This is a genomic window from Arthrobacter sp. CAN_A2 (assembly GCF_015752045.1).
Lineage (GTDB): Bacteria > Actinomycetota > Actinomycetes > Actinomycetales > Micrococcaceae > Arthrobacter_D.
Genome location: NZ_JADOUS010000010.1, coordinates 135,913 through 150,702, shown reverse-complemented (window position 1 = coordinate 150,702; position 14,790 = coordinate 135,913). Strand labels below are relative to the sequence as shown.

Below are 14,790 nucleotides of genomic sequence, written 5' to 3'. Positions count from 1 at the left end.
TCAAGATGAATGCTTAGACACACTCATCTCAGCAGGGCCACGAGCTTCTTGCTATCTACGACACGAGACCGCTTCCCCACCAACCGTGAAGAGCCACTTACCGTCGTGAGGGGGATGATCCTCCACCCGGACGCTTTCCCTGGCCGGCTCGGCTACTCCCAAGCCCTTCTCTGGGTGGAGAAGGGCAATACGCGGGCTATCAGCTTCTACACCAAGCATGGCTGGCTCGACGACGGAGGAACCTTGGAAGACACGCGATTCAAGCCGCCTATCGCCGAGCTTCGACACAGCCGCACTTTCACTGCCATCTGAGGCATCACGCGCATCGTACGAGTGGAATTCCTGCAGGAAACGCCGCGTGGCGTTTGCTGGTCGCTGAGGCGTCAGGGAGTGCTCTCAGCGGACCTGACTCATTCTGACCGACCGAAGGTCTGATTAGGGCGAGTAGTAGTCCCCGGCGTAGCGACAGGTACGTCCTGACCCGAGAAGAGCTTTCGCTTCGGGTTCTCAGTCTTCTCGACCTCGGCGAACACTGCCGTGTCTCGTACGTTCTTCTGGACGGTGATGGCTCCGAAGAGAGACATCAGCATGGCCAGACCGTAGAAGCCCTTCTCAGACAGAAGCATATCGGCGTTCCAAAGACCGATCACCAACAGCGAAAGTGATGCAATAACGGAGAACCATGCCACGCCGTAGTAGATATTCGTGACTGGAATGTCCTCGGCTCGATCTCGAATCGTCTTCTGGATCGAGATCACAGCGAACAGTCCGAAAAGTAGGATGGTGAAGTAGTATCCTTTCTCGTTGAGTTCCATCGTGCTTGCGTTCCAGAGACCGACGAGATAGGACGAGACTCCGACGAGCAACGCAACCCAACTGGCGCCGATGAAAGCCCCGGTGGGCTTCTGTGGGACAAGTTTGGATTCAGCCATGTAATTTTCCTTCAATCGTCGAAATCGGTGAGTACCATTCTCAATTCGTTTGACCACACTAGGCGAACGGACGCGACTGCAATCGCCTCGACACGGTAATACACGGCGCCGGCATCTGGAGCGGAAGAACCGTCATACGGGTCAACATCTTCGCCGCGTACTTTTTCACAGCCCTCCTGAAGGGAATACGGCGACGCATCCGGGTCTGCCGCCGGCCGCTTCGCTCGATCGCAGCGGTGAACCTCAGGTATTGCGCCCGCGAGCGTCGACGAGCCAGGACGTAACACCGCCACCGCTTGATAGAACCTGATATGTGTCGGCCAAGTTGACCGCGACACACACATGGTTCGGCACGATACGTACCCGGCTCCCCACTGGCAGGTCCACTCCAGTGATGGTCGCGTGATGCTCTGAGAGCACGGAGATGCGTGCTTCGGGGAAGTCGAGCAGACGACCAAAGCCCGTGGACACCGGGCCGCGGTCGGAGGAGAGCACTTTGCTGCCCGCGTCGGCGATGAGGTGTCCGCTCCTGCGCGACACGATCGTCGCGAGGACGGTGACTGCGATGGCTTCCGGACCGATCGTGCCCAACTCCCACTGCTGCGCGTCCCCCAGCGCCGAAACGCCAGGTCGCAGCTCTGTCAATACGCTGGAGTCCGCAAAAGCAGCCGACGGTGTCGAGCCGCCACTGACTACCCGCGTAGCAAGACCAGACGCCGCCAGCGAATCCACGGCTGTCCTGAGCGCTGCGGCTTCGTCGCGCGCCGCGGCCGCACGTCCCTGCGGGGCATAGCTGTGTCCCGGAAACGTGAACACCCCAGCCACGTCGAGCCCAGCCCCTGTTGCGGCGGCCGCGACGGCTCCGGACTCGACCGGGAGGACCCCGCTCCGGTGATGCCCGGAGTCGATCTCCACCAGGATGTCGAGTGCGGCGCGCTCTGCCTCCGGTATTGCCGCGGCGAGACGCTCGGCCGAGGCGACCGAGTCGACCCCGACGCGGACCCGGGCCATCTCGAGCAGAAGACGCAGTCGTCGCGTCTTGTCGGAGTCGAGCCACAGAGGGTACGCGATGAACAGATCGCGCAGGCCACCGGCAGCGAACGCCTCTGCTTCGGACACCGTCGCGACCGTCAGCCCGACGGCGCCCTCGGCGAGCTGCCTGCGGGCGATCTCAATCGATTTGTGCGTCTTCGCGTGTGGGCGCAGGGCCAGACCCTGCTCGCGAGCTGACGCGGCCACCGCCGCGATGTTTCGATCGAGCACGGTCTCGTCGAGGACCAGAACCGGCGTAGGCAACGCCTGCAGTGCGTCGGAACAGGAAGGAACGAGGCCAGCGGTCACCGCTCAAGCTTATGTGAGCAGTTCAGCACTGTAGGGCCTCGATCGTGCCGCTGAGTCCACGATCCGGGCGTCGGCGGCGATGTGGACGCACTGGAAGTGACTGAACCGCCCGGACCGGGCCTCGACCGCACCTCACCGCTCCATGGTCACGGCCACGGCACAGTCTCGCCGTCCAGCACCGGCTGTCCGGCACCCGCTGTCCGGCACCGCCGACACGACGGCGGGACACGGGAATCCCGGGTCCCGAGAGGCCGTCAGCGGCGGGTGCGCTGCCGCGCGTAGCGGCGCATCAAATCAGTCAGGGCAAGGATCGCGATGATGATCGACACGGCAACACCAGCCAGGCCCACGTAGAGCCCCGTCAGCATCGCCATGGGCGAGCTTGCATCACGCAGGTAGCCGATGCCTCCGATGGCGCCGACGAACCAGAACACGGCCACCGCGAGCAGCGCCAGCAGCGAGGGCAGGGCCGCCCGATTGTCCTTCAACCACTGTGTCGGCCGTACCGTTTCGATCCCCATGAGCGCCATGATCCAAGTCTCCGGCCCAGCGTACTGAGAGCCCCATCCGACACGTATCAGTTGGGTCACGATGCGAGGTGGCGGACGTTCGGAGGCACTGCGGATCACGGTTTGCGCACAGCGCCTCCACGCCATATACGGCAGGCCCGCTCGACGGGTATTGTCCGCTTTTGGGGGATGGCGCAGGGCAGGGTTCTTGCCGGGCGATTCCTCGCCGTCCACACCACTTCGTTCCAAGGATCATCCTCGTGCCCAGGCTGCCTTCCCTCCTCGCCCTCGCCGCGATCACCGCCCTCCTCGCAGGCTGCGCCAGCGCCCCTGACGAGGAGCCCGCTGCGGCTCCTACGGCTGCCGCCAAGACTGCTTCGGCATCCCCCAGCACCCCGAAGCCGTCCGCCAGCCCCGTTGCTACCCCGTCACCTGCTGTCACTGCTTCACCCGTTCCGTCGATCGAGTCCGCATCCGCGGCTCCATCGGTGGCCGAGCCGCCCGCAGCAGCACCACTCACCCCGCCTTCGACCCCAGCAGTCGACCCGGCTCCGCCCGTAGAAGAAGCAGCACCAGCGGCCGTCCAGCCTGAGCCCGAGGTGCCCGCCAGCGTCGTCGTCACACCGCATCCCGAGTGGCGTGCGGAGACGGCAACCGTCGCGCAGGGATCCTCGCTCATCGTCAACGGCGGCGGCTACCAGCCCGGGCAAGAAGTCATGATCGGCATGGGCGTCGCCCAGACCGACAGCTTCGTGATGGACGACCAGGTGGCCGTCGCTGACGCCGGGGGGGGGTTCTACAGCTTCACCATCACGATCGGGGCGGACCTGCCTCCCAAGACCTACGCCGTGCTGACGTACGTGACCGAGCACGGCAGGAGCGGCCCTGAATTCGAGGCGACCAAGCGCTACGCCGTCATCGACGTCGTCGCACCCTAGTCGAGGCGTGGCACCCCGCAGCAGCACATCGGCGGACGGTGCGCTCGAGACAAGGATTGAGCGAACCATCTCCCACACCGAGCCGGCCGACACGCTTGCGCGTCCGGACCAGACCGACCTGCAGGGCACCCGCCGGGCACTGTTCCACAGGGTGGACGGGCCGCGTCCTTCGGCGGATCCCTCCTTCACCGCCCGGAACACGCCTGACAGGATGCGGGTGGAACGCCTTCAGGAGATGCGACTCAACGGGCGGGGCCTGCAAGCCTGGCTGCGTCGGAGTGGACTACTGCTGGGTCAGCGCACTCGGGCCGGTCATTCTCATTTGACATGGTGGACTCAGCAATCCGCTTGATGGCGGCGAGCGTCTTCGGGATGCCGTCGAGCGCCTGCTGGGTTCGGTCGGTGATCTGGGCGGGCGCATCGTCACCGTACTTCTCCTCGAACAGGGCGATGCCGCCCGGCAGGAAGTCCCAGGATTCGGTCAGGGTGGTGCCGGTCCCCGCTGAGGTCAGCGTGTAGCCCCATCGCACGAGATCGCCGCCGACCACCCAGGCGAACTCAAGGCCACGTTCTGCAGCCACGACCTGCGATCGGGTCTCCCAGGTGCGGTGCGGAAGCTCGTTGCGCCCGGTGAACCAGGCACCGACCTTTCCCGCATCGACGTCGTCCTCCCACCAGCACTGCGTACAGACCGGGCTCCACTCGCCGGTGCGAGTGACGTCCGAGATCAGGTCGTAGATGCTGATCACCGGCGCCTGTATCGTGACGGACTCCTCATGGTGGCGGATTTCTGTCTGAGTCATGCGCCCATTGTCACAGACCGATCCCCTGTCACAGTTCGGCGCTGATCCCCGCCGAACAATAGTGTCCGGGACTGTTCCGACTGATCATGGGTGCATGACATGGTCGGCACGGCTGGGAATCGCGGCCCTCACAGCAACTCTTCTCACTGCGTGCGCTACGCCGGGAGATCCTGGAAGCGAACCGGTGGAGGGGCCGACCGGTGCGCCCGCCCTCCAACCGGCCTCCTCGCCTGACGCCGATTCCGACACCTATCCCCTTGGATTCGTCCCTCCTGCGGCGAAGGGTGAGGTGATGGGCCAGGGCACTGTCCTGCAGACGGGTGGGTCCTCGCCGAGGTTCTGTCTCCGTGGGGTGCAGGAGTCCTATCCTCCGCAGTGCACGGGACCGGAGCTTGTCGGTTGGGACTGGGACCTGGCGCAACAGAAGGAGATGGCATCGGGCGTCACCTGGGGTACGTACGCGGTCACGGGAACCTGGGACGGCGCGACCTTCACGCCCACCATGGCGCCGATCCCGCTGTCACTCTATGACGCCATGCCCTTCGAGGATCCGCTGGCCGGCCGGCAGGGCTCCACCCCTGCACAGGAGCTCGAGCGGATCCTGCAGGACGTCTTCTTCGGCTTCGGTGACTACCCGGTGAGCGCGGGGGTGGAGAGCGGTTTCGTCGCCGTCACCGTGGTGTACGACGATGGGTCCTTCCAGTCGCTGATGAACGCCGAGTACGGGCCGGACGTCGTCGTCGTGCTGTCCGCGCTTCGACCCGTCACCCGGTAGGAAGGGCGCGGCAGAGCGCGCGGGAATCCTGCCGGGGCTCGCCGTCGCGCGCTGTCATTCCCAGATGGGGTCGTGCGTATCGATCTCCGCGATGACTGACTGGATCGAAGCCAGCTGCGCGTCGCTGCGTCCGTGCCCGGGTAGTACCTGGGCCCAGCCGTCGACCGCCACATCACCGAAGTTGTGTCCGTGGCTGGGCGGGACCGCCTCGCTCACCACCATGTCGGTGGCCAGGTGCAGGAATGTCACCGCGGGGATCCAGCGCATCGAATCACTGACGTCGGCTCCTCGTCCCCCGGACTCTGCCGGTCCGGCCAGCCATTCCGGGCGCTGGTAGATGATCGCCGGATCCAGCCAGGTGATGGGATCGGTGGCATGCTGCAGATAGCCCAGCCGTGGCTGCTCCCACTCGCCGTCCAGCGTCTCGAAGTCCCCGGGCTTGGATTGCCAGCGCACCTCACGGCCCGCCTGGTAGATCGGCTGCCAGACGGGGCTCCCGGAGTCACGGTCGGCCTGCAGTGTGCGCCACGGCTCGGAATTGGACGGTGGTCCGGTGAACAGCGCGGCATCGGTGCGTGCCAGCAGGTCACCAAGGTTCTCGAAGCTGCCCTGCATGCCCTTCGCTCCGAGGCTCAGCCCGTAGACAGCCAATCGTGGGCGCTGCTCCGCAGGCAGTTCCTTCCAGCGCGTATAGACCGCGTCGAAGAGCGCTGAGCTGGATTCCGCCGCCAGATTCGGGCTGAACAGGAAAGGGACCCAGCTGGGCTGGAACGAATACTGCATCGCGGCCGTTGCGGTGTTACCTCCGTAGAGGTACTCCAGGGCAGCGATGGCCTGGGGTTCGAGCCACCCGGAGCCGGTGGGTGTGGCGACGAGCAGCACGTCACGCTCGAATCCGCCGGTGCGCTCGAGTTCACTGACGACAAGGTCCGCCCGTGCCGCGGCAGTCTGGCCTGCGGAGAGGCCTGCGTAGACACGTACCGGTTCCATGGCGGGGCCTCCGGTGACCTGGCCGATGGTGCCCGCGCTCGGTCCGCCGCCGGCGAAGGCGCGCCCCTGGCGGCCCAACTGATCCCATCGAAGAGCAGATTCGGCCGAGCCCGACCGGGTGGCAAGAACCGGCTGCACGCTCCCTGCGAGGGTATCGGCAGCACGGGCCGCGTATATGGTGCCCACCGCGGCCAACCCTGCACCGACGAGTCCGACAACCAGGACGACGACGGCCACCAGCCCGGTAGCCCGAGAGGCCCAACGCGCTGCACCCTCCGATCCGCTGCGCGTGGAGACCCGCCGGGCAACGCTGCTCCGTACAGCCCCGATCGCCCGGGAGATCCCGTAGAGCACCCCCATGGTGGCAAGCATGCTCACCAGGAATCCGATGTGCCCCGCACCGTCGACCGGCGGCATCTCCACCAGTTCACGGACGCGGTTCTGCCAGGAAACAACGAGCGCGCCGTAGCCGATGACGTAGGCCAGGAATGCCAGGGTGACGATGAGCGGAGCACGTACCTTGCTCCGGCGCGGGGCGTCCCGAGGCTCGGTCTCCGGTCGCGGACGTGTTCGTCGGAACGTTCGAGCCATCATCCGCCATGGGATACGCAGCGCGAAGCCGGCCTGGAAGCCGACCATGAACCAGAGACCGGCCAGGAACCCCTGGAACACCGTGGGCCGTGGCACCAGTGAGGGGGTCAATGCCAGTGACGCCAGCGCAAGTGCGCATACCAGGTTGATCAGGTGCGCCTGGAGATAGGCGGTGCCGCGTCTGAAGATCGCCACGTGGTCCCTCATGTCCCTGTTTGAGGGCTCATCCTAAGCGAGAACCCTGAAGGACGGGTGCGAGGTCGGCGCGTCGATGGCCACCGGGCGTCGGGGTGTGGTTCCTAGAAGTCCTCGGAGCGAACCATGTCCGATGCGCGGATGAGGTAGGAGTCCAGGTCGGGCGCCGCAAGTATCCTGCCGGCCGTGGCCAGGTCGCACCCCACGATCAGGCTTCGCGCGTAGATGTCCTGGCCCACGCACCACTGCAGGTCCTCCGGCCACCAGTACAGGGGAACGCGTCCGTCATCGGTGATCGGGACGACCGCCGCGCCCTTCTCGTCGATCAACCTGCCGGAGTACAGCACCATCTCCCGCTCGTAGGGGGAGAGCTTGATGGCTGGCCGGCTCATTCCGTCGGTGTATCCGACCCAGCTGGCGAAGTAGTAGCGATCGGCGGCAACGCGGAGCTCGCGAATCAGCGCCCTCGCCAGACTCGGGTGGGGCTCCCCCATCGCGGGATGGGCATCGTCAGCGGGCAGAAGGGCGTCGGGGTGGGCGTTCAGCTCGTCCCACTGCATCCATGGACCGGGGTCGAGACCGTTGCGTTCGACGACGTCCGACCACCCGACGACTGCGCCGTCGTCGGTCTCGATGGGGTTGAGGACGCGCACGTAACGCTCATAGCCCGGTGGCACGACCGATGTGACAAGGGTGCCGGTTCGATCGAGCGAAGCAGCCAGCGCCTCGGCGCACCGGCCGTTCGCCTCATGATGGAGAGAACACACAGCAACCCTTCCGACAGCGCCACCTTATCGTCGGACTCAGGACCGTAGTCCGATCCGATGCGCCGGCCGGCTGGTATGACACCGCCGGGTCCACGCGTGTCCCGTCCGGACAGCAGCGGCCGGGAGACACGGATACGAATCCGGGCCGCCCGGCCACCGTCGATGGATCCCGCGGGATCAGCCGAGAACCGCGTTGGCGATGAACAGCAGCGGGATCGAACCGGCCCACACCGCCGTCGTGATGCCCGACCAGCCCTTGAGCGCTGCGACGCCGTCAAGACCGGCGAAGCGGGTCACGACCCAGAAGTAGGAGTCGTTGAAGTAGCTGAACACCATCGAACCGGCCGTGCAGGCCAGTGCCGCGACGATCGGGTCGATGCCGAGTGAACCCACCAGCGGCGCCGTCACCGATGCTGCGGTGATCATCGCAACAGTGCCCGAACCCTGGGCGATGCGGACCAGGGTGGCGATGAGGAACGGCACCAGGAACGCCGGCAATGGAGTACCCGCGATGGCCTCGGCGAGGGCATCGCCCACACCCGAGGTCCGCAGCACCTGACCGAGCGCTCCACCGGCACCGGTGATGAGGAGGATCAGGCCGGCGGAGGCCGCAGCCTCACCGAACCAGCCCTGCACCTTGGAACGCGGGGTCCAGCGTGGCAGCAGCACGTAGACCGCCAGGATGACGCCGATGACCAGTGCAACAACGGGGTTGCCGATGAACGCCAGCGGCACGGCCCATGACGATGGGGTGTACTCCCCGGTGCCGACGACGCCCTGGTTGTTCTGGTCGATCGCACCGCTGACCGTGTTGAGGATGATCAGGAGGAGCGGCACCAGCAGCGGCAGCGACGCGACGAAGGCGCCGACCCGGTGGGGCTTGGCGCCCGCGGGAGGTGTGCCGAGGGTGGTGTTGTCGATGTCCATGGAGGGAGCGTCGTCGCCTGCGCCGCCGTCGCGATCCGCAACGGCAGTGCCGCCCCGATGTCCGGCACTGGCGTGCACCGTGCCGTACACGGTCTCGCGCATGGACTCGGACATGGAGGACTCGAGCTTCGGTCCCATCCACTTCGCGTAGAAGACCACTATGGGCAGCAACAGGACGGTGAAGACAAGACCCGCGAGGATCAAGGCTCCAAGATCGGCACCCAAAATGCCGGCGACGGCCAGCGGGCCGGGCGTCGGTGGCACGAGGTGGTGGGTCAGCGTCATGCCGCACCCGAGGGCCAGCGCGAGGGTGATGTACCCGGCACGCTTGACGCGGGCGATCGAACGGGCCAGGGGATTCATGATGACGTAACCGGAGTCGCAGAACACCGGGATGGACACCAGTGCGCCCACACTGCCCATCGCCCAGGGCTCACGGCCCTTGCCGAAGAGTTTGAGGAAGGCCATCGCCAGCGAGTTGGCGGCTCCCGAGACCTCGAGGATCTTGCCGATCCCGACGCCCAGGCCGATCACGATGCCGATCGACGCCAGGGTGCTGCCGAAGCCCGTCGTGATCGACGAGACGATGTCCAGCGGCGCCTGGCCGGCGACGATGCCGGTCACCAGCGCGGCGATCAAGAGTGCTACGAACGCATCGAGCCGGGTCTTCAGCACCAAAACGATGATGGTGGCGATACCCAGGACGAGCGCCAAAAGAAGTTGTATATCCACGTACTGCTCCTCGGTCACTGAGCAGGCCTCGTTGCCATCTCAGGTGGGTAGCACTGACCTGGTCGGTCCTTTGACGGGCACTGTGCTGCCTGTCACACTAGCACTGGACATATGACATCTGACAAGTACCCCGTGGCGGATACCCAGTGATGAAAGTGCGGATCAGTGATACTCGAGGAAGAGTTGCTCAGCGGCTACCCAGCCGTCCAGGCCATCGAACCCGCGGTGATCGCCGCCGCCGTCAAGGCCTCCGGACGGATCCTCGTGGTCCTCGACGACGACCCGACCGGCACGCAGTCCGTCGCCGACCTGCCGGTCCTCACCTCCTGGGAGCCGAGCGACTTCGCGTGGGCCTTCGCCCAGCGCATCGCCGGCGTACCGGCACCGGCGGTCTACGTCCTCACCAACACCCGCAGCCTCGACCCGGGAACCACGGCGTCGCGCAACCGGGAGATCGTCAGCAACTCCCTCGATGCCGCCACGGCTGCGGGAGTCACGATCGGGTTCGTCAGTCGCAGCGACTCGACCCTCCGGGGCCACTTCCCGCTCGAGACCGACGTCATCGGCGCCACCCTGCTGTCCCTCGCGGGCACCGGGACCGACGGCGTCGTCATCGTTCCAGCCTTTCCCGACGCCGGCCGCATCACCGTCGGTGGCACCCACTACCTGCGTGGCGACGACGGCGCCGTCACGCCGGTCGCCGATACCGAATTCGCCCGGGATGCCACCTTCGGGTTCACGTCATCGGACCTGGGTGACTATGTGGCCGAGAAGACCGGCGGTTCGGCCGACGCCGTGATCCGGCTCGACCTCTCGATCATCCGCTCCGGCGCGGAGGGCATTGCCGATGCGCTCGCCCGGGCGGCCGACGCCGTCCCCATCGTGGTCGACGCCGTCACCGAGGACGATCTCCGGGCACTTGCCCTGGGCTTCGAGGAAGCCGAACGTCGCGGCAGGAAACTGCTCTACCGGGTAGGCCCGCCGTTCGTCCGCGCCCGGATCGGCCAGCGCGAACGCGCACCGCTGACAGCCGAGGAGGTCTTCGCCGACCTGGACGCCCCCACCTCGGGTGGACTGATCGTGGTGGGCTCCCACGTGGGACTGACCACCCGGCAGCTGGACGCCCTGGTGGCGCGGCGGCCCGAGGCCCGGCTTGTGGAGCTCGACGTCGAAGCCGTCCTCGATCCCGGACGGCGGGATACCGGCGTGGCCGACGCCGTGCGGGCCGTCGTCGACGGCCTGCCCACCGGCGAGGTCATCCTGCACACCAGCCGCCGCCTCGTCCGGTCCGACGATCCGGGGCAGAGCCTCGAGTTCGCCCGCACCATCTCCCGGGCAGTGGTCGACGTCGTCCGCTCCACCATCGCCACAGCCCCCGTCCGCTTCGTCGTCGCCAAGGGCGGCATCACCTCCTCCGACGTCGCCGCCCACGGACTCTCCATCCGCCACGCGCTGGTGCGCGGCCCGATGCTCCCGGGCATCGTCTCCCTCTGGCAGCCGGCCGACGGGCCGGCGCGCTCCATCCCGTTCGTGGTCTTCGCCGGCAATGTGGGCTCCGACGATTCCCTGGCCGACGTGGTGGATATCCTCCGCTCCCCGGCACCGAGATCTGCCGCTACCGCGGGTGCCTCCCATGACGTCTGACGTCGGGCAGGCGACGGTCGCCGTCCTGGGCCTCGGTGCCATGGGCCTGCCGATGGCAACCCGGCTGGCCGGTGCGTTCACCGTCACCGGGTACGACCCGATGCCGGCCTCACGGGAGAGGGCCGAAACGACCGGGCTCTCCTGTGCAGCGACCGCCGCCGACGCGGTCGTGGGTGCCGGGATCGTGCTGGTCGCGGTCCGTGACGCCGCCCAGGTGGAGGGTGTCCTCTTCGGTGGGGACGGGATTGCCCCGGCCCTCGCGCCGGGCACCGTCGTGGTGATGACCAGCACCGTGGGGATGGATGCCGTCGCTTCCTGGACCGAACGGCTCGATGACCTGGGTGTGGCGCTGGTCGACGCACCGCTGTCCGGCGGCCCGGTACGGGCCGGCGACGGCGATCTGCTGATCGTGGTGGGCGCCCACCCGTCGGCCCTGGAGGCCGCCCGTCCCGTGCTCGAGCGGCTCGCCTCGACGCTGACCGTCGTGGGCAGCAAGCCCGGCGACGGCCAGGCCCTGAAGACGGTGAACCAGCTGCTCTGCGGCGTACACATCGCGGCGGCGGCCGAGGCTCTCGCCCTCGCCGATGCGCTCGGGCTGGACCAGCAGCTGGCCCTGGCTGCGCTGGAGACGGGTGCGGCGTCGTCGTTCATGCTCTCCAACCGCGGGCCGCGCATGATGCACGGGTACGACGGCGACGCGGACGTGCTGAGCCGGCTGGACATCTTCGTCAAGGACCTCGGCATTGTCGGGAAGGCGGCCCGGACGGCGGGACTTGCTACGCCGGTCGCTGCGGCAGCCGAGCAGCTGTTCCTGCTGGGCCAGACGCAGGGCCTCGGCACCGCCGACGATTCGTCGGTGATCAGGGTCGTCGCACCACAGCGGCGGACCGCTGGAACGGACGCCACTGGAACGGACGCCACGGGGAAGGACACCGATGGCACGGAAACCGCTCGCTGAATCGGTGTTCGATGACATCCTCGAACAGATCATCGACGGCACGTACCCACCCGGCTCGGCACTCCCCCCGGAGAACGACCTGGCGGCCGCCCTCGATGTCAGCCGGCTGACGGTGCGTGAGGCGCTCAAGCAGCTCCAGGCGCAGCACGTGGTACAGATCAGGCGCGGCCTCGGCACCTATGTGAATCCGGCCGCCCAGTGGACCGACCTGCAGGCCATCCTCCGATACGCGTCGACCACCGCCGACTCCCCCGATGTCTCGCTGCGCCTGCTGGAGATCCGGCGGATGGTGGAAACCGGTGCGGCCGAGCTGGCCGCGTTGCATGCCACCGACGAGGACATCGCACGGATGGAGGACGCCAACGTCGCGCTGCAGGCGGCCCACGAGGCGAAGGACCTCGACGCCGTCACCGCGACGGATATCGCATTCCATGAAGCGATCTTCAGGGCCTCGGCCAACCCGTTCCTGCCGGTGATCCTCGGACCGCTCACCCAGTTGCTGTACGCGATGCGGCGGGAGACGTCGTCCTTCCACGAGGTGCAGCAGCACGCCATCGCCCATCACACACTGGTGTTGGAGGCGATCCGCACCCGCGATCCCGAGGTGGCGCGCAAGGCGATGCAGGCCCACATCAACCAGACGTACGACGACTACGAACATTTCATCCACCCAGACGAACAGCACCAGGAGAACACATGACCTTTCCGGCAGAACGCACAGCAGTCCTCACCGGCGCAGCATCGGCCCGCGGCATCGGCCGCGCGACGGCCGACCGACTGGCCCGCGACGGCTGGTCCATCGCCATCCTCGACATCGACGGTGTTGCCGCCAAAGAGGCTGCCGACGATATCGCGCAGCGCCACGGGGTGCAGACGGTCGGTATCGCCGCCGACGTGTCGGACGAGGCGTCGGTCGATGCGGCGCTGACCACCGCCGAGGCGTCGGTGCCGCCGATCGTCGCACTGGTGAACCTCGCCGGGATCAGCTCCCCCACCGAGTTCATGCAGGAGACCAAGGAAGCCTGGGACCGGGTGTTCGCCGTGAACATGACCGGCACGTTCCTGGTCACCCAGCGTGTCCTGCACGGGATGATCGGGCGCAAGCTCGGTCGCGTGGTCAGCATCTCCTCCATCTCGGCGCAGCGCGGCGGCGGCACCTACTCGAAGGTGGCCTACAGTGCGTCGAAGGCCGGCATCATCGGCTTCACCCGTGCGCTGGCACGTGAGATGGGCCAGCACGGCATCACCGTGAACGCCGTCGCTCCCGGACCGGTGGACACCGACATCATGGGCGGCACCCTCACCGAGGACCGCAAGCAGGACATGTCCAGGGACATCCTGATGGGCCGGGTGGGTACCGTCGACGACATCGCCGCCCTGATCTGCTTCCTGGTGGGCCCCGACGCCGGCTACATCACCGCCGCCACCTACGACATCAATGGTGGGCTGCAGATCTCCTAGCCTTCGGTGATGCGGGCCGGGTCCCTGACGGGACATGGCCCGTGGAGCTGCCTACAGGCGTCGGCATGGTCGGGGTCGCCGTGGCCGTCGATGATCGGGAATGTGAACCCGGGTACGTCGACCAGCTCGGGTTCGCGTGCCGCGGCGTAGAGCACCTTGGACTGCTTCGTCAGGTCGATCTTCGCCATGGGCTTCGCTCCTGCTCTGATCCCCGGCCGCGGACCTGGGGTGTATACCCACCCACCCCAGGCACCTCGCGCCCTGCAGGGGTCGAGAGAGCAGTGCAGTGTCCAGGGCGACCCCGGTGGAGGGCCGGGGTCAGGGTTGGTTGGCGCGTGCTGCTCCTGCAGCGGCAGAGGTGCCCAGGTCGCCTCCGGGAAGCGGCTGATGCGCGGCCAGGGCCGCGATCCATGCGTCTGTGGTGCTGACGGACGCCCAGTTGGAATTCAGCAGGGCGAGCAGGGTCGTGTGTACGGTCCTGGCGTCGGCAAAACCCGCGTCGTTCGCGATGTTGATCGCACCGGTGGCATCGGAGAGGACTTCCGTGGTGAAGCCGATGGCTTCTGCTTCGACGGCGGAGCCCAGGATGCAGTTGTTGGTCATGTACCCCGTGAGGGTGACGGTGTCGACGCCTTCGTGGCGCAGCCACTGTGCCAGGTCGGTGTCCGCGTAGACGGACCCGTACTGCTTCACGATGCTCTTCCAGGTCTCGGAGCGGCGGCCCTCGACCTCGGGGTGGAGTTCGAATTCCGGCGTGCCCGGGGCGAAGACAGGGGCTCCTTCGCCTGCACGGTGCTGGACGACCACGATCGGGATGCCGGCGGCGGTGGCCGCATCGATGGCTGCCGTGATCCGTGGCAAGGACTGCTCGTGCGGTGGGTACTGGATCTCCAGCAGCCCGCTGAAGTACTGCTGCTGGATATCGACGAGGACGAGGGCGCGACGGGGTGTGCTCATGGTGGGAGATGCTCCTTGGAGAACGACGGAGGGAGGGTGACGATCGCGGGTGGTGGTGATCGGCGGTCGTCGTCAGGTGTCAGACCCGGGCTGCCGGGGTGTCACGTGGGTGGCGAGTGTCAGGGGTTCGTCTGCTGGTCCGAGTCTACTGATGGTCGACGGCCCCAGGACGGCGCCGGAGAGTCTGGTGGCGCCTGCGATGAGCCAGGTCGGCGGCCGGGGCGTGGTGCCGTAGATGATTTCTGCGCTTGCATCCTCCAGCACTACCGG

16 protein-coding genes are annotated in these 14,790 nt (G+C 67.0%); 6 read left to right on the top strand and 10 right to left on the bottom strand.

The features are described 5' to 3' along the window. Window positions 1-410: 410 nt before the first annotated feature. From yiaA to IWX63_RS14095, 3 genes are all read right to left on the bottom strand, one after another. Entirely contained in the window at window positions 411-932 is a 522-nt protein-coding gene (yiaA, locus tag IWX63_RS14105; RefSeq protein WP_199278780.1) for an inner membrane protein YiaA, read from the bottom strand. Between the two features lie 243 nt (window positions 933-1,175). Continuing rightward, a complete protein-coding gene (locus IWX63_RS14100; protein ID WP_334685885.1) occupies window positions 1,176-2,273 on the bottom strand; it encodes an alanine racemase in 1,098 nt (365 codons plus the stop codon). Window positions 2,274-2,527: 254 nt separating this feature from the next. After that, on the bottom strand, window positions 2,528-2,803 hold the full coding sequence (locus IWX63_RS14095; protein ID WP_199278779.1) for a hypothetical protein: 276 nt from the start codon (window positions 2,801-2,803) through the stop codon (window positions 2,528-2,530). A gap of 239 nt (window positions 2,804-3,042) precedes the next feature. On the opposite strand from IWX63_RS14095, the gene IWX63_RS14090 reads away from it, so the two are divergent. Then, window positions 3,043-3,720: a hypothetical protein gene (locus IWX63_RS14090; RefSeq protein WP_199278778.1), complete on the top strand. Its 678-nt coding sequence runs from the start codon at window positions 3,043-3,045 to the stop codon at window positions 3,718-3,720. Window positions 3,721-3,962: 242 nt separating this feature from the next. On the opposite strand, the gene IWX63_RS14085 is transcribed toward IWX63_RS14090, so the two are convergent. After that, a complete protein-coding gene (locus IWX63_RS14085) occupies window positions 3,963-4,523 on the bottom strand; it encodes an SRPBCC family protein (RefSeq protein WP_199278777.1) in 561 nt (186 codons plus the stop codon). A 430-nt stretch (window positions 4,524-4,953) separates the two neighbouring features. Between IWX63_RS14085 and IWX63_RS14080 the strand changes: the two genes are divergently transcribed. Further along, complete coding sequence (locus IWX63_RS14080) at window positions 4,954-5,298, top strand: hypothetical protein (protein WP_199278776.1); 345 nt, start codon at window positions 4,954-4,956, stop codon at window positions 5,296-5,298. Between the two features lie 54 nt (window positions 5,299-5,352). On the opposite strand, the gene IWX63_RS14075 is transcribed toward IWX63_RS14080, so the two are convergent. From IWX63_RS14075 to IWX63_RS14065, 3 genes are all read right to left on the bottom strand, one after another. After that, on the bottom strand, window positions 5,353-7,074 hold the full coding sequence (locus tag IWX63_RS14075) for an alpha/beta-hydrolase family protein (protein ID WP_199278775.1): 1,722 nt from the start codon (window positions 7,072-7,074) through the stop codon (window positions 5,353-5,355). 104 nt (window positions 7,075-7,178) lie between these two features. Further along, window positions 7,179-7,727 (bottom strand): hypothetical protein, encoded by a 549-nt coding sequence (locus IWX63_RS14070; protein WP_199278774.1) that lies wholly within the window; start codon window positions 7,725-7,727, stop codon window positions 7,179-7,181. A gap of 291 nt (window positions 7,728-8,018) precedes the next feature. Next, window positions 8,019-9,518: a GntP family permease gene (locus tag IWX63_RS14065; protein ID WP_334685884.1), complete on the bottom strand. Its 1,500-nt coding sequence runs from the start codon at window positions 9,516-9,518 to the stop codon at window positions 8,019-8,021. A gap of 147 nt (window positions 9,519-9,665) precedes the next feature. On the opposite strand from IWX63_RS14065, the gene IWX63_RS14060 reads away from it, so the two are divergent. From IWX63_RS14060 to IWX63_RS14045, 4 genes are read left to right on the top strand one after another with little or no spacing between them, the layout of a single operon-like run. Beyond that, window positions 9,666-11,144: a four-carbon acid sugar kinase family protein gene (locus IWX63_RS14060; RefSeq protein ID WP_199278773.1), complete on the top strand. Its 1,479-nt coding sequence runs from the start codon at window positions 9,666-9,668 to the stop codon at window positions 11,142-11,144. Continuing rightward, the gene (locus IWX63_RS14055; protein WP_199278772.1) at window positions 11,134-12,102 is read left to right on the top strand and encodes an NAD(P)-dependent oxidoreductase; all 969 of its coding nucleotides are present in this window, start codon (window positions 11,134-11,136) and stop codon (window positions 12,100-12,102) included. Before IWX63_RS14060 ends, IWX63_RS14055 begins: the two co-directional genes overlap by 11 nt. After that, window positions 12,080-12,802: a FadR/GntR family transcriptional regulator gene (locus tag IWX63_RS14050; RefSeq protein ID WP_199278771.1), complete on the top strand. Its 723-nt coding sequence runs from the start codon at window positions 12,080-12,082 to the stop codon at window positions 12,800-12,802. The genes IWX63_RS14055 and IWX63_RS14050 overlap by 23 nt, the downstream gene beginning before the upstream one ends. Beyond that, complete coding sequence (locus IWX63_RS14045; RefSeq protein WP_199278770.1) at window positions 12,799-13,563, top strand: SDR family NAD(P)-dependent oxidoreductase; 765 nt, start codon at window positions 12,799-12,801, stop codon at window positions 13,561-13,563. Before IWX63_RS14050 ends, IWX63_RS14045 begins: the two co-directional genes overlap by 4 nt. On the opposite strand, the gene IWX63_RS14040 is transcribed toward IWX63_RS14045, so the two are convergent. The 3 genes from IWX63_RS14040 to IWX63_RS14030 all read right to left on the bottom strand — a co-directional run bounded on the left by IWX63_RS14040 (window position 13,560) and on the right by IWX63_RS14030 (window position 14,784). Beyond that, the gene (locus IWX63_RS14040) at window positions 13,560-13,751 is read right to left on the bottom strand and encodes a hypothetical protein (RefSeq protein WP_199278769.1); all 192 of its coding nucleotides are present in this window, start codon (window positions 13,749-13,751) and stop codon (window positions 13,560-13,562) included. The genes IWX63_RS14045 and IWX63_RS14040 overlap by 4 nt on opposite strands. Before the next feature lie 130 nt (window positions 13,752-13,881). After that, window positions 13,882-14,520: an isochorismatase family protein gene (locus tag IWX63_RS14035; RefSeq protein WP_199278768.1), complete on the bottom strand. Its 639-nt coding sequence runs from the start codon at window positions 14,518-14,520 to the stop codon at window positions 13,882-13,884. Window positions 14,521-14,592: 72 nt separating this feature from the next. Continuing rightward, window positions 14,593-14,784: a hypothetical protein gene (locus IWX63_RS14030; RefSeq protein ID WP_199278767.1), complete on the bottom strand. Its 192-nt coding sequence runs from the start codon at window positions 14,782-14,784 to the stop codon at window positions 14,593-14,595. Window positions 14,785-14,790 lie beyond the last annotated feature (6 nt).

Bases quoted from the DNA above. Each gene is read 5' to 3' on its own strand.
- yiaA (WP_199278780.1), bottom strand. From the start codon at position 932: ATGGCTGAATCCAAACTTGTCCCACAGAAGCCCACCGGGGCTTTCATC.
- IWX63_RS14095 (WP_199278779.1), bottom strand. From the start codon at position 2,803: ATGGCGCTCATGGGGATCGAAACGGTACGGCCGACACAGTGGTTGAAG.
- IWX63_RS14085 (WP_199278777.1), bottom strand. From the start codon at position 4,523: ATGACTCAGACAGAAATCCGCCACCATGAGGAGTCCGTCACGATACAG.
- IWX63_RS14080 (WP_199278776.1), top strand. From the start codon at position 4,954: ATGGCATCGGGCGTCACCTGGGGTACGTACGCGGTCACGGGAACCTGG.
- IWX63_RS14055 (WP_199278772.1), top strand. From the start codon at position 11,134: ATGACGTCTGACGTCGGGCAGGCGACGGTCGCCGTCCTGGGCCTCGGT.
- IWX63_RS14050 (WP_199278771.1), top strand. From the start codon at position 12,080: ATGGCACGGAAACCGCTCGCTGAATCGGTGTTCGATGACATCCTCGAA.
- IWX63_RS14045 (WP_199278770.1), top strand. From the start codon at position 12,799: ATGACCTTTCCGGCAGAACGCACAGCAGTCCTCACCGGCGCAGCATCG.
- IWX63_RS14040 (WP_199278769.1), bottom strand. From the start codon at position 13,751: ATGGCGAAGATCGACCTGACGAAGCAGTCCAAGGTGCTCTACGCCGCG.
- IWX63_RS14035 (WP_199278768.1), bottom strand. From the start codon at position 14,520: ATGAGCACACCCCGTCGCGCCCTCGTCCTCGTCGATATCCAGCAGCAG.